This window comes from Rugosimonospora acidiphila (genome assembly GCF_039543385.1).
In the GTDB taxonomy this organism is placed as follows: Bacteria; Actinomycetota; Actinomycetes; order Mycobacteriales; family Micromonosporaceae; genus Rugosimonospora; species Rugosimonospora acidiphila.
This window is the reverse complement of sequence record NZ_BAABJQ010000006.1, coordinates 132492-146204: the sequence shown is the minus strand read 5'-3', so window position 1 is coordinate 146204 and position 13713 is coordinate 132492. Positions and strand designations below refer to the sequence as shown.

12 protein-coding genes are annotated in these 13713 nt (G+C 69.6%); 8 read left to right on the top strand and 4 right to left on the bottom strand.

Going from position 1 to position 13713, the window contains the following annotated elements:
- Positions 1-4 precede the first annotated feature (4 nt).
- On the bottom strand, positions 5-1180 hold the full coding sequence (locus tag ABEA87_RS12780) for a low temperature requirement protein A (protein ID WP_345629155.1): 1176 nt from the start codon (positions 1178-1180) through the stop codon (positions 5-7).
- Between the two features lie 195 nt (positions 1181-1375).
- On the opposite strand from ABEA87_RS12780, the gene ABEA87_RS12775 reads away from it, so the two are divergent.
- Together ABEA87_RS12775 and ABEA87_RS12770 are read left to right on the top strand one after the other, a co-directional pair.
- A complete protein-coding gene (locus tag ABEA87_RS12775) occupies positions 1376-2071 on the top strand; it encodes a nucleotidyltransferase family protein (RefSeq protein ID WP_345629153.1) in 696 nt (231 codons plus the stop codon).
- Positions 2072-2113: 42 nt separating this feature from the next.
- A complete protein-coding gene (locus tag ABEA87_RS12770; RefSeq protein ID WP_345629151.1) occupies positions 2114-2635 on the top strand; it encodes a GNAT family N-acetyltransferase in 522 nt (173 codons plus the stop codon).
- Here the strand turns inward: ABEA87_RS12770 and ABEA87_RS12765 are convergent.
- Complete coding sequence (locus tag ABEA87_RS12765; protein ID WP_345629149.1) at positions 2588-2905, bottom strand: hypothetical protein; 318 nt, start codon at positions 2903-2905, stop codon at positions 2588-2590. The two genes, ABEA87_RS12770 and ABEA87_RS12765, sit on opposite strands and share 48 nt — an antisense overlap.
- A gap of 117 nt (positions 2906-3022) precedes the next feature.
- Positions 3023-3934: an alpha/beta hydrolase gene (locus ABEA87_RS12760; protein ID WP_345629147.1), complete on the bottom strand. Its 912-nt coding sequence runs from the start codon at positions 3932-3934 to the stop codon at positions 3023-3025.
- 77 nt (positions 3935-4011) lie between these two features.
- Between ABEA87_RS12760 and ABEA87_RS12755 the strand changes: the two genes are divergently transcribed.
- The 5 genes from ABEA87_RS12755 to ABEA87_RS12735 all read left to right on the top strand — a co-directional run bounded on the left by ABEA87_RS12755 (position 4012) and on the right by ABEA87_RS12735 (position 9820).
- A complete protein-coding gene (locus ABEA87_RS12755; RefSeq protein ID WP_345629145.1) occupies positions 4012-4599 on the top strand; it encodes a helix-turn-helix domain-containing protein in 588 nt (195 codons plus the stop codon).
- Positions 4600-4673: 74 nt separating this feature from the next.
- Positions 4674-5051: a DUF2750 domain-containing protein gene (locus tag ABEA87_RS12750; protein WP_345629143.1), complete on the top strand. Its 378-nt coding sequence runs from the start codon at positions 4674-4676 to the stop codon at positions 5049-5051.
- A gap of 128 nt (positions 5052-5179) precedes the next feature.
- Positions 5180-6946 carry a maltose alpha-D-glucosyltransferase gene (treS, locus tag ABEA87_RS12745; RefSeq protein WP_345629141.1) on the top strand — a complete coding sequence of 589 codons (1767 nt, stop codon included), beginning with the start codon at positions 5180-5182 and terminating at the stop codon, positions 6944-6946.
- Positions 6943-8274, top strand: coding sequence for a maltokinase N-terminal cap-like domain-containing protein (locus ABEA87_RS12740; RefSeq protein WP_345629139.1), 1332 nt, complete (start codon positions 6943-6945; stop codon positions 8272-8274). Before treS ends, ABEA87_RS12740 begins: the two co-directional genes overlap by 4 nt.
- A gap of 64 nt (positions 8275-8338) precedes the next feature.
- Positions 8339-9820, top strand: a complete 1482-nt coding sequence (locus tag ABEA87_RS12735; RefSeq protein WP_345629137.1) for an MFS transporter — start codon at positions 8339-8341, stop codon at positions 9818-9820.
- A gap of 127 nt (positions 9821-9947) precedes the next feature.
- Here ABEA87_RS12735 and ABEA87_RS12730 read toward each other — a convergent pair whose 3' ends face one another.
- On the bottom strand, positions 9948-11336 hold the full coding sequence (locus tag ABEA87_RS12730; protein ID WP_345629136.1) for a ricin-type beta-trefoil lectin domain protein: 1389 nt from the start codon (positions 11334-11336) through the stop codon (positions 9948-9950).
- Positions 11337-11805: 469 nt separating this feature from the next.
- On the opposite strand from ABEA87_RS12730, the gene ABEA87_RS12725 reads away from it, so the two are divergent.
- The gene (locus tag ABEA87_RS12725; RefSeq protein WP_345629135.1) at positions 11806-13707 is read left to right on the top strand and encodes a ricin-type beta-trefoil lectin domain protein; all 1902 of its coding nucleotides are present in this window, start codon (positions 11806-11808) and stop codon (positions 13705-13707) included.
- Positions 13708-13713: the final 6 nt, after the last annotated feature.

Genomic DNA, 13713 nt, shown 5'->3' with positions numbered 1-13713 from the left:
CCGATCAGGTCGCCGCCGTCCTCGATCGGGTCCGGCGCCACCGGAAGGCGGCCTCCGTCGCCAGGCACCCCGCCAGGACGAGGTTGGTCAGCGCCGCGGCCACGAGCGGCGGCACGAAGTACAACGTAGGTGCCACCGCCACCAGTACGGCCGTCGCGATCACCCGAGGTGCCCGTAGGCTGCCGATGACGGTGTCGAACAGCAGGCTGCCCAGCATGACCACGACCGGGCCGCCGACAATGATGACGGTCCAGGAGACCTGCCTGCGGGCAAACGGATCCGCGGTGATGAGATCGTCGGCGGCGGAAATCATCACGACGCCACCCACCATCAGCAGATGCGCCGACGAGGTGGCCAGGGCCGAGCGCACCCTCTCCAGGGTGACGAGGGTGTCGGAGGCCAGCAGCTGTCTGGCACGCGAGAAGTAGATCTCAAGGATCAATACGGTGTTGGCGAACACCACCGCGTATCCGATCACGCGACCGACCCCGAGCTGCGCCCTGGCGAAGCCCAGTCCGATGCTGAGGATCAGCTCACCGATCGAGACGAGGAAGATCTGCCGGTGGCGTTCGAACAGGTGCCACGCGTTGAAGATCCGGTCGTCGAGCCGGATCCGGCCGAGCCCCGGCGTGGGCCAGCCCACCAGTGATGCCGCGTACGACGTGACCGCCGCGACACCCCACAGCACCAGCCTGCCCGTGCCGTGCGTCAGGGCGCCCGCGATCCATCCCACGGAGGTCACCCCGTGCCAGAACAGGGTGTGCTCGGTTCTCAGCGTCGCCGAGGCGTGCGGCGCCAGGACGATCAGCGCGACGCTGGTCACGCCGATGGTCGCCACGTACGCGCCGACGAACAGCGCGCTGAGCCGGCCGAACGCGGCGGGTAGCGCGATCGCCGCCAGGAGGCTACCGAACATGACCTCGATGACCAGGGCCTTGATCTGCGGTCGCTGGGGGTCGTAGAGGTCGGTGAGCCACGACGACAGGATCCAGATCCACATGACCGCGAGCAGGAGGACGGCGGTCTGCAGCGCGCCACGCCAGTTCAGATTCGCCGACAGCCCTTGGGCCAGGATGAAGAAGGCCAGGATGTAGACCACGTCGACGAATAGCTCGACGAACGCGGGCGGGATCGGATCATGAAGGGGGCGCGACGCCTCGTACGTTCCACGCGCCGCCATCACCGACCTCCGGCTCTGATTCTCTCCGGGGATCAGACGCCGTGTCCGGCCCTTCGGCGGACCCGCGCCGCCAACCGGTCCGACAGGCCCTACTACGCCTCCGGGCGTGGCCCGACTACCGGCCGGGCGGGGCTCGCCGTCGGCGGCTCGCCGGCACGTAACCTTCATGAGGAGCCGGCCGATCGAGGAGGGGCGTTGGCCACCGGCGAGCTGTGGACCTCGATGAGGGTACGCGGGGATCGCGCCGTGTACGAGGTGGGCACGACCAACCCTCGGTACGCGGAACGGCTGGCGCACATGGGCTTCGCCGCTGCCGGCGACGGCCGTTTCGTCCGCCGTCTCTCCGCGACCGGAGACGTCGCCCGGATTCACGCCAACTTCGCCCGGCACCTGGAAGAGATGGTGCTGCAGAGCGCGCGGCTGCGGCCGGTGCCATGGTCTGAGGGGCTGGACGTGCTCCTGCGGCGGGTCGGCGGCACCGGGCTGCGATGGTTCCTCTACGGCTCGGCCGCGCTGGCGGTCCGTGGCATCGACGTGGGGCCCGGGGATGTCGACTTCTGGGTCGACGATGCCGAACTGGCCGGCGCCATGCTCGACGACCTGCTGGTCGAGCCGGTCACCACGATGACCGGCTGGATCGCCGACCGGGGTGGCCGGGCCTTCGCCGGCTGCCTGCTGGAGTGGATCGCCGGAGTGCACCCGGACGTGGATGAGCCGGAGCCGCACGAGCAGGGGCCGGTGGCGGCCGGGCGGTTGGAGTACGTGCGTTGGCACGGGTACGACGTGCCGGTCGCCCCGCTGGACCTGGCGCTGTCGGTGAGCGAACGGCGGGGCCTGGCCGGCCGGGTGGCGGCGATCCGCGGGTACCTGGAGCGGCGCTCGCGCGAATAGGCGCTCGCCCGTTACGCATCGACGCTGGTACACTTCCGGCCCATGATCGCCACGGAGCGCCTGGAACTGCGGCCACTGGACCGGGATACCGCGCAGGCCATGGTCGACGGGGAACGCGGGGACCGGGCCTGGCACGAGGAGTTCCCGGTGCCGGACGATCAGGACGCGGCCCGGTCGTTCCTGAGGGATCCGCACGACGTGTTCGGGTCCTTCGTGATCGTCGAGCAAGCCACCGGACTGGCTATCGGAACGATCGGTTTCTTCGGCCCGCCCGACGACGACGGGATCGCGATGCTCGGCTACGGGCTCGTACCGTCGGCAAGGGGCCGCGGGTACGCGACCGAGGCGCTGCGCGGGCTGATGGGGTACGCGTTCGCGCAGGGCTCGGTACGCCTGCTGGTGGCCGACACGCTGCGGGACAACGTGGCGTCGCAGCGGGTACTGGAGAAGGCCGGCTTCGCGCGCACCCACTCGACGGACGAGGCGCACTGGTACGCCACCGGCGCGCCCCCGGCCTCAGACGGTGAAGCTGAGGTCCTTGGCGGCCAGGGAGCGCGGCAGTAGCCGCAGCCACGAGGTGCCCTTCTCGGCCGGGTCGTCGTACAGGTAGCGGCGGAAGCGCTGATCCCAGTGCGACTCGTCGGCACCCAGGTAACGCGCCAGTTTGCGGCGCCCGCGCGGCACGTCGAACGGCACGATCCCGGCTCGCCCCCGGGCGACGACCTGACGCGTCACGCCGGTGGTGAGGTCGCACTCGTCGACCACTATCGCGACTGAAGGATCGGCCCGTACCCGCTCGGGCAGCCGCGTCCACGGGCCGGTATCGAACCTCAACCCGACATGAAGTCAATGGCCAGCCCGGCAACGCGTCCACCTCGGGCCCACCCGCGGGTCAGCGGTCCCGTGCGATCCGCGAACCGACCATGGACACTCCTCAAGACCGTAGCCGCGCTAAGCCCTGCCGAGCAGGTCGCGGATCGCCTGGAGGATCGCGTCCTCGCCCTGGAGGTGCAGGATCGCGTGCGACGCCGAGTCGAGTACCCGGTGCTCGCCGCGCGGCACCGATCCGGCCAGGGCCGCCTGCATGGCTCGGATGCCTTCGTGGGTCGCGCGCATCAGCTCCTCGGACGCGTGCTGCGCCCAGTAGGCGTTGCGCCCCATGGCGCTGAACACGATGAGCGGGACGTCGGGCAGCGGTCCACCGCCGCGCAGCTCGTCGTAGACCTCGCCCTCGAAGTTCACCGTCTCTTCGACGCCGACGCGCCACGAGGCGAGGTGGTAGTCGATGAGCGGCTCGCGCACGTGTGCCGGCCACCGCGCGTACAGCTCGGCGTACTGCTCGCGGGCCGCCCGTACCTGATCGTCGGTCAGCTCCGGCAGGGCCTTGGGGTCGGGCTTCATGCGCTCGGCCGCCTCGGTGGCCTCGGCCGGCAGGTACGCGGGCAGGTCCTCGTGGCCCGGGTCGAGTAGGAGCAGGCCGGCCACCTCGCCGGGGTGCAGCTGCGCGTACCGGCGGGCGTAGAACGCGCCCAGGGAGTGGCCGACCAGCAGGTACGGGCCGGGTACGGCGGCGGCGCGCAGGAGTTCGCGCAGTTCCTCGGCGACCTCGGTGGGGGTGCGGGGCAGGTCGACCGGGTCGCTCCAGCCGGTGCCGGCGCGGTCGTAGAGCACGCCGGTGGTCAACTCGGCGGCGGCCCGCTGGAGGTTCAGGAAGTCGAGGCCGACCAGGCCGGCCCCGGGCAGGAGCACGACGGTCGGGCCGACCGAGCCGGACCGGTGCAGCGCGAGCCGCCGCCCGTCCACCTCGTACCGGCGCCCGAGCGGGGGCGTCATCTCGACCTCTACTCCGACTGGGGCGTTCATCGTGGGCTCCTTCGCGAGGCGGCGGGGTCGAATGTTCGCAACGATGCGAACAGTAGCAGATGTGAGACAATGGGCCGATGGATCCGGTGGACCTCCTGCTGCACCCGGTACGGCTGCGGATCGTGCACGCGATGTCGGGCGAGCGTGTGGTCACCACGTCGGAACTGGTCGCCCGCATGCCCGACGTCTCGAAGGCCACGGTGTACCGGCATGTCGCGCTGCTCGCCGACGAGGGCATCCTGGAGGTCGACGGCGAACAGCGGGTACGCGGCTTCGTGGAGCGCCGGTACCGGCTGCGCCGCGAACGGGCGGTGATCGACGCGGAGACGGCGGCGTCGGCGACCCGGGACCAGCACCGTGGCGTGTTCCCGGTCGCGATGGCGGTGCTGCTGGCCGAGTTCAACGCCTACCTCGACCGGGAGGGTTCCGACCCGACCGCCGACCTGGTCGGCTACCGGCAGCATGCGATCTGGCTCAGCCCGGACGAGCGCGCGGGACTCATCGACGGGCTGCGCCGGGTGATCGGGCCGCTGATGGTCAACCGGCCGACGCCGGAGCGCGCGCCGCACCTGCTGTCCCCGATCCTGTTCCCGATCAGCGAGCCGGTGCAGGGGCCGCCCTCGGCGGAGGGGCCGGAGCCGAGGGCGGAGCCCGGGGAAATGTAGGCCGGTCGTATCGCGTGCCTGGATTGATCGTTTGTTAGAACGATGGCGGGTGTTTCCTTTCCAGGAGGCGTCGGTTGACAACCAGTGCGGCGCACGCGGCCGCGTTCCGTCGGGAGCTGCCCGACGCGGGTGAGGTCTGGACCGTCGTCGAGGACGGTTTCTACATCGCGCCGCACAAGCGGGACGGGCAGCGCGCGGTGCCCTTCTGGTCGAGGCAGTCCAGGGCGGAGAAAGTGGTCGCCCGGGTGCCCGCGTACGCCGGCCTGGCCGTCATCTCGATTCCGCTGGAGGACTGGCTGGGCGACCTGCTGCCCTGGCTGGCGGAGCGGGAGATTCTGGTCGGCGTGAACTGGAGTGGCAACCGGGCCACCGGCTTTGACGTGCATCCGCGACAGGTCATCGACTGGTTTGTGCCCAAGCCGCCGGTTGGCCTGCTGGAAGGGGTGGACTGACCGGAACATCCCACTCGTCGGGTACTCACCCCATATAGCCGATCCCATCGGTCCGAGAGTTCTCGCACCGGTGCGGTCCATCCCGCCCCGCGCGTTTAGCGGCGGGATGGTGTGGGGCAAAAGGCGATATGGACCTGGGCGAGGAGCTCGCCGATCTCGGCGAGGGTAGTCACATCGCGCCCGACGGGGTCGTCGAGCACCCCGAGGCCAGCGATTTCGATCATGCTCGCACGCTGCCCGCCGACACCACCTGGTTCCAGCGGGCGGTCTTCTACGAGGTTCTCGTGCGGGCCTTCTACGACGCCGACAACGACGGCCAGGGCGACCTGCAGGGGCTCATCCAGCGGCTGGACTACCTGCACTGGCTCGGGGTCGACTGCCTCTGGCTGCCGCCGTTCTACGACTCGCCGCTGCGCGACGGCGGGTACGACATCCGCGACTTCTACAAGGTGCTGCCCGAGTTCGGCACCGTGGACGACCTCGTCGCGCTGATCGACGCGGCGCACAAGCGGGGGATCCGGGTCATCACTGACCTGGTGATGAACCACACCTCCGACACCCACCCGTGGTTCCAGGAGTCCCGTCGGGACCCCGACGGGCCCTACCGCGACTACTACGTGTGGAGCGACACCGACTCCGGCTACCCCTGGGCCCGGATCATCTTCGTGGACACCGAGGAGTCCAACTGGACCTACGACCCGGTCCGCCGGCAGTTCTTCTGGCACCGGTTCTTCAGCCACCAGCCCGACCTCAACTACGCCAATCCCGAGGTTCAGGAGGCGATGCTGGGCGTCATCCGGTTCTGGCTGGACCTCGGCATCGACGGGTTCCGGCTGGACGCCGTGCCGTACCTGTTCGAGAAGGAGGGCACGAACTGCGAGAACCTGCCGGAGACGCACGAGTTCCTCAAGCGCCTGCGCAAGGTGATCGACGATGAGTACCCGGGACGGGTACTGCTGGCCGAGGCGAACCAGTGGCCGGCCGACGTGGTCGAGTACTTCGGCGACCCGGAGACCGGCGGCGACGAGTGCCACATGGCGTTCCACTTTCCGCTGATGCCGCGGATCTACATGGCGGTGCGGCGGGAATCCCGTTTCCCCGTCTCGGAAATCCTGGCCCAGACCCCGAAGATTCCGAGCAACTGCCAGTGGGGCATCTTCCTGCGCAACCACGACGAGCTGACCCTGGAGATGGTCACCGACGAGGAACGCGACTACATGTACGCGGAGTACGCCAAGGATCCGCGCATGCGCGCCAACGTCGGCATCCGGCGCCGGCTGGCCTCGCTGCTGGAGAACGACCGCAACCAGTTCGAGCTGTTCACCGCGCTGCTGCTGTCGCTGCCCGGCTCGCCGGTGCTCTACTACGGCGACGAGATAGGCATGGGCGACAACATCTGGCTGGGCGACCGGGACGGCGTACGCACGCCGATGCAGTGGACGCCCGACCGCAACGCCGGCTTCTCCACGGCCACGCCGGGCCGGCTGTGCCTGCCGGTCAACCAGGATCCGGTCTACGGGTACCAGGCCATCAACGTGGAGGCGCAGCGGGACAACTCGTCGTCCCTGCTCAACTGGACCCGCACCATGCTGGCCGTACGGCGGCGGCACGTCTCGTTCTCGGTCGGCGAATTCCACGAACTCGGCGGCTCGAACCCGTCGGTGCTCGCGTTCCTGAGGGAGCACGAGGAGGACGTCGTGCTGTGCGTCAACAACCTGTCGCGCTTCCCGCAGCCGATCGAGCTGAGCCTGACCGGCTGGAGCGGGTACACCCCGATCGAGCTGACCGGTCGGGTCACCTTCCCGCGCATCGGTAACCTGCCGTACCTGCTGACGCTGCCCGGGCACGCCTTCTACTGGCTGCAACTGTGCCCCCCATCCGGGGATGAGTCATGAACCTGCCCTTCATCGAGTGGCTGCCCAAGCAGCGCTGGTACGCGGGGCGGGCCCGGGTGCTGAGCAGCGTCACGCCCAGCGTGGTCACCGCGCTCGCCCCGGACCTGGACCACGCCCTCCTGCTCGCCTCGTACGCGGACGGCGGCAGCGAGGTGTACCAGCTGTTCGTCGGCTGGGACCTGGAACTGCCGGAGGAGTTCGCCGGCCAGGCCACCATCGGCGCGCAGGACGGGCGCACCGGCTGCGACGCGCTGTTCAGCCCGGACGCGGCACGGCGCCTGCTCACCCTGATCCAGGCCGGCGCGACGACCGGCCCGCTGCGGTTCCTGCCGGAGCCCGAGGCGAGCCTGCCCGTCGACGCGCCCGCCCGGGTCATCGAGGGGGAGCAGACCAACACCAGCGTCATCTTCGACACCGAGGCGATCCTCAAGGTGTTCCGCCGGGTCAACGCGGGGCGCAACCCCGACGTGGAACTCAACCGGGTGCTGGCCCGGGCGGGCAGCCCGCACGTGGCGGCGCTGCTGGGCGCGATGGAGAGCGTCGACGAGCGGGGCGCACCGACCTCGCTGGCCATGGTGACGGCGTACGCGCCGAACTCGGCGGACGGCTGGTCGATGGCCATGGCCAGCGTGCGGGACCTGCTTGCCGAGGCCGACCTGCGGGCCGACGAGGTGGGCGGCGACTTCGCCTCGGAGTCGTTCCGGCTGGGCGAGGCGGTGGCCGAGGTGCACGCGACGCTCGCGGTCGAGCTGGGGTCGGTGGCCGGGCCGTCGCCGCTTCCCGAGATGCGCCGGCGGCTGGAGCGCACGGTCGCCGAGGTCCCGGAGCTGGTGGACCTGGCGGGGGCGGTGGCCGACCGGCTCTCCGCGCTGGAGGGTCAGATCGTCGTGCAGCGGATACACGGCGACCTGCACCTCGGGCAGGCGCTGCGCACGCCCGACCACTGGTTCCTCATCGACTTCGAGGGGGAGCCGGGGCAGCCGGTGGCGGAGCGGCGTCGGGCGGACTCGCCGATGCGCGACGTGGCCGGGATGCTGCGCTCGTTCGACTACGCGGCCAACCAACTGCTGAGGGGCGAGCCGAACGACGAGCAGCTGGCGTACCGGGCGCGGGAGTGGGTGCAGCGCAACCGGGGCGCGTTCTGCGACGGGTACGGGCACGTGACCGGGGTGGACCCGCGCGCCCTGCCGGGCCTGCTGAGCGCGTACGAGCTGGACAAGGCGGTCTACGAGGCGGCCTATGAGGCGCGTCACCGGCCGGACTGGCTGTGGATTCCGCTCAAGTCGATCCGCGCGCTGCTGGCGGCCGGACCGAATCCGATCCCCTGATAGGTACCGTGGGACGCCAGAGGCGAAGTCGACGTCATAGGGCGCGTGTGGTTGGGTGCGGTACATGGCAGGGCTGGGCGGGATCCGCGGCAGCGCGGCACACCGGACGTACAGCGTCACGGTATTTGTGATCCTCGCGGCATTGGAGAACGTGGCCATCGGGCTGCCGGTGCCGCTCTACGATCCGATCGCCCGCGGCCTCGGCGTCTCCGAGGGCGACGTGAGCCTGGTCACCGCGGCCAGCTTCCTGGTCACCGCCGTCGCGGCGGTCGGCTGGGCCTACACCGGAGATCGGACAAACCGGAAGCCGCTGCTGATGGGCGGCACGCTGATCTGGGCGGTCGGCTTCGGCGGCTGTGGGTTGGCCCACGGGTACCTGACCTACTTCGCGCTGCAGATGCTCGCCTCGATCGGCCTGGGCGCGGTCGCCTCGGTCGGCTTCTCCGTGGTCAGCGACCTCATCTCGCCGCGCCGCCGGGGGCTGGTGATGAGCCTGTGGGGGCTGTCGCACGGCGTCGGTACGCTCGGCGGCACCCTGGTGGGTGGCCTGCTCGGTTCGGGTTCGGGCCCGGACGACTGGCGCCGGCCGTTCCTGGCGATGGCGGCGCTGGGCCTGGTCGCGGTGGTGGCCTACCTGTTCGTGTACGACATCCGGCGCGGGCAGAGCGAGCCGGAGTTGGCCCCGCTGTTCGCGGCCGGCGGCGAGTACAAGCACCGGATCAACCGGTCGGACGTGCGCGGCATCCTGAACCGGCGCACCAACGTCTGGCTGATCCTGCAGGGCCTGACCGCACAGGCCACCTTCGGCTCGCTGGTCTGGCTGCCGCGGCTGCTGCAGGCCAAGGCGCAGGCTCAGGGGTACCCGGAGGCGACCGCGATCGTGGTCGGCAGCGTGTTCTCCGTGCTGTTCGAGCTCGGCGGGGCGCTGTCCATCATCGGCGGGCTGGTTGGCGACCGGTTGCAGCGGCGCACGCCCCGGGGCCGGGCGCTGGTGGCCGCCATCGGCGTCTTCGCCGGGGTGCCGTTCTATGTGGTGCTGTTCTTCGTGCCGCTGACCGTGCACGTGCCGGCCGGCGCGGACAAGGCGGGCATCGTGGCCGCCGTACTGCACAGCGTGGTCACCTCGCCCACGGTGGCGGCCAGCTTCCTTTTCGCGCTCGTCGCGCTCGCCCTGACCTCGGCCAACTCGCCGAACTGGTTCGCCCTGCTCGCCGACGTCAACCCGCCGGAGCACCGCGGCACGGTGTACAGCATGGGCAACCTGGTCAACGGCGTCGGCCGGGCGGCCGGCAACAGCCTGGTGAGCGTGATGTTCCGGGTTCTGACCAGGGCGCTGCCGCCCCCGCTGAACTACGCCACCGGGCTGGCCGTGTTCCAGATCTTCTTCATCCCGACCGGGTGGATGTATTACCTCGCCTCCCGCACCGTGCCCGGCGACATCGACGCGGTACGCGACCTGCTGCGGGCCCGGGCCGGCGAGGCGGTCGCCCGCGCCACCGTGACCGACAGCCCGGACGAGGGCCAGGCCGTGACCACCAGCCCCTGAGCGCGCCCAGCTCCTGAGCGCGTCGCGACGGCCGGCCGCCGCCGGGGGAACGGTCCCGGCGGCGCCCGGCCGCTTCTCGCCTCGGCCGGTCGTGCCCGGGTTCGGGCGTGGCCGGCGGCCTCTCGCCTCAGCCGGCGTACTGGGCGACGATGCTGGTGAACTCCCAGTTCTGCTGGGAGACCCCGCTGCACGAGTCGGCGCCGGTGCTGTTGCCGCCGGTGCACGGCCGGTCCCGGTCGGCTGACCAGAACGTGAAGCGGGCGAGGTGGTGCTGCTGCGCGTAGCCGAGCATGGTGCGGAAGTCGGCCTGGGCCACCGTTTCGTGTTCGTCGGTGATGCCGTTCATCGAGGAGATGCCGGAGTGCCGGTACGCCTGGTCGTCGGTGTATCCGTAGGCGTTCTTCACGGTGTTCTTCAGCCCCTCGGCGGCCTGGAGGGTCAGGCTGCCCATGTTCTGGCCGGCCGCCCCGAAGTCGAATGGCATGATGGTCCAGCCGTCAACGGTCAGTCCCGACGAGGCGGCCCGATTGATCATGCTCGAGTCGGGGCCGTTCGGGCCGCTCGGGAACGTCACGTACAGGGTGATCCCGGGGTTGTTGGCCCGGATCGTCTTCAGCGCGTCGATGGTGCGCTGCTGCAGGGTCGCGTTGCCGTACACGCTGCCCTCGATGTCGATGTCGAGCGCCTTCAGCCCGTACGCGCTGATCACCTTCTGGTACGCGCCGGCCAGCGCGCTCGCGCTGGAGCAGGACTGTTCGAGCCAGTTGCCGGACGCGCCGCCGGAGGAGATGACCACGTCGCCGCCGGCACCACGGATGTTGTTGATGGTGGTCTGGTCGATGCCGCCGGTCAGCGGCCGGCTGCCGTCCCACTCCGGGTTGCAGGTGCCGCCGGAGAGCATGAAGGCCATGGTGAACCAGCGGATGCCGGTGGCCGACATGATGGTCCGCGGGTCGGGCAGGTTGCCCCAGCCCAGGTACGCGTACGGGGCCGCGGCCATGCCGGCCACGCCGCCACCGGGTGGGGTGGTCGACCCACCGCCGGTGGGTAGGTTCCATTGTTGGTTGGCGCCGCCGGTGCAGGTCCAGATTTGTAGGGGGGTGCCGTCGGCGGTGCTGGGTCCGGTGGCGTCGAGGCATTTGCCGGAGCCGGTGTTGATGAGTTGGGTGCCGGTGTGTTGCCATTGTTGGGCGTTGGTGTTGTTGCAGTCGTAGATTTGGACTTTGGTGCCGTTGGTGGTGCCGGCTGCGTTGACGTCGAGGCATTTGCCGAGGGCGCGGATGGTGCCGTCGGTGCCGATGGTCCATTGTTGGGCGTTGGTGGTGTTGCAGGTGTAGAGCTGGACTTGGGTGCCGTTGGTGTTGTTGGCGGCGGCGACGTCCACGCATTTGCCGCCGTAGCCGGTGATGGGGCCGGCGGTCGCGGCGGAGGCCGCGGTGGTGCCGGCGATGCCGAGCCCCACCGTCGCCACGGCGACGGCGATGACGGCGGCGATACCGCGTCTGGTCAGTTTCACGGGGGTCCTCTCCGAAGTGAGCGTCCGGGATGCGGCGCGGCGCGGGTGGGTGCGGGCCCGACCGTGCGGGTGTGCCGTGCGGGCAGGGTCGGCCGGGGACCCGCGCGGGTCGGGCGGGGCTCGTCGCCGGGCGACGTTCGGCCGCAAAAAGATCAGCGCAGGGTGACGAACCCTCGATGCCGATGCGTCGTACGGCATCGATCGAAGGCTATGACGATGCTTCTGAGCTAGTCAATAAAAGCTACAAATAAAGCGCCTGACCAGGGAATATTGCTGATCGGAAAGTTAACAGTCGGTTGCAACGCCTGACGCTGGGTATTGACAGGCGACCATCGATGGGTGTTTTCTTCGATTACCAGCCGTGCCGATCAAGCTGGACGGTCGCGCGGCGGTGAACCGACGGTGAACGTCCATAGTGGACTTCTATTCGGGGCGTCGGCGCACACTCCCAGCCACGGAAGGATTCGTCATGTCCGTGATCACGGTGCCTCGCTGGCGGTCGCCGCGCCGGCGGTGGGCCCGCATCCTCATGCTGGCGGCCGCACTCGTGCTGACCGCCGCCACGGTGCTGCTGCCGCCACGGCTGGCCAGCGCGGCGGCGGAGAGCGTGAACATCTGGCTCACCACCACCAACGACGCCGCCGGCCGCAACATCACCCGCGGACTGCAGCAGCAGGCGCCGATCGCCTTCGCGAGCAGCAGCGCCGCGGCCAACCAGACCATCACCGTCAACGAGAACACCAGATACCAGCAGTTCGTCGGCGCTGGCGCGTCGTTCACCGACACGGCGGCATGGCTGATGAACTCCAGCGGTGCGCTGTCGGCCAGCACCCGCGCCTCGGTCATGAGCAAGCTGTTCGACCCCACCAACGGCATCGGGCTGGACTTCCTGCGCAACCCCATGGGCGCCTCGGATCTGGCTCGCTCCAACTACACCTTCGACAGCACCTGCTGCGACCTGAACGATTTCTCCATCTCCCATGACCTGACCGACGTCCTGCCGCTGACCAAGCAGGCCCAGCAGCTCAACCCGAGCCTCAAAATCCTGGCGTCGCCGTGGACGGCACCGCCGTGGATGAAGGACAACAACGCGTACTCGCAGGGCTACCTGCAGGCGCAGTACTACGCGACGTACGCCCAGTACTTCGTCAAGTACGTCCAGGCGTACCAGGCGCAGGGGGTGCGCATCGACTACGTCACGCCGCAGAACGAGCCGACCTGCTGCGCGGGCTACCCGTCGATGCAGTGGAACTCGAGCGGCCTGGACTATTTCGTGGGCACCGACCTGCTGCCCGCGTTCCATGCCGCCGGCCTGAGCACCAAGGTGCTCATTCACGACTGGAACTGGGACGGCTACGACGCCTGGGCGGCCCCGTTGATGAACGACGCCGCGATCCGCAACGACTCGCTGTTCGGCGGCATCGCCTGGCACGGGTACGGCGGCGACGTCGGCGAGCAGACCACCGTGCACAACCTGTACCCGAACGTGCCGGCCTTCGACACCGAGCACTCCGGCGGCACCTGGATCGCCAACCAGCAGAACGAGGACATGAACAACATCATCGGCTACACGCGGAACTGGGGCACCACCGTCACCAAGTGGAGCCTGGCCGTCGACCAGAACATGGGCCCCCACAACGGCGGCTGCGGCACCTGTACCGGGCTGATCACCGTCCACAATGGTGACAGCCGCAGCGGGCAGGTGGACTACACCGTCGAGTACTACGACATGGGGCAGCTGACCAAGTTCGTCAAGCCGGGCGCGTACCGCATCGACTCCACCGCAGGCGGCACCATCCCCAACGTGGCCTGGCGCAACCCGGACGGCTCAAAGGCGCTGGTCGCGTACAACGGTACGGGTAGCGCCCAGTCGCTGAAGGTGAACTGGGGCAACGAGTCCTTCACGTACAGCCTGCCGGCCGCCACCTCGGCGACCTTCACCTGGAACGGCGCCCAGGGGACCGGCGGCGGCACCGGCACCGGCTCCGGCGCCACCGGCAACATCACCGGCTACGGCGGCAAATGCGTGGACGTCGCCGCCGCCAACAACACCAACGGCACCCAGGTCCAGCTCTACACCTGCAACACCACCAACGCCCAACAATGGACCATCGGCACCGACGGCACCATCCGCGCCCTCGGCAAATGCCTCGACGTCAACGCAGCCGGCACCACCAACGGCACCAAAGTCCAAATCTACGACTGCAACAACACCAACGCCCAACAATGGCAACACACCGGCACCCAACTCATCAACACCGGCTCCGGCAAATGCCTCGACGCCACCGGACCCAGCACCGCCGACGGCACCCCACTACAAATCTGGACCTGCACCGGCGGCGCCAACCAACAATGGAACCTACCCACCTGAGCGGAC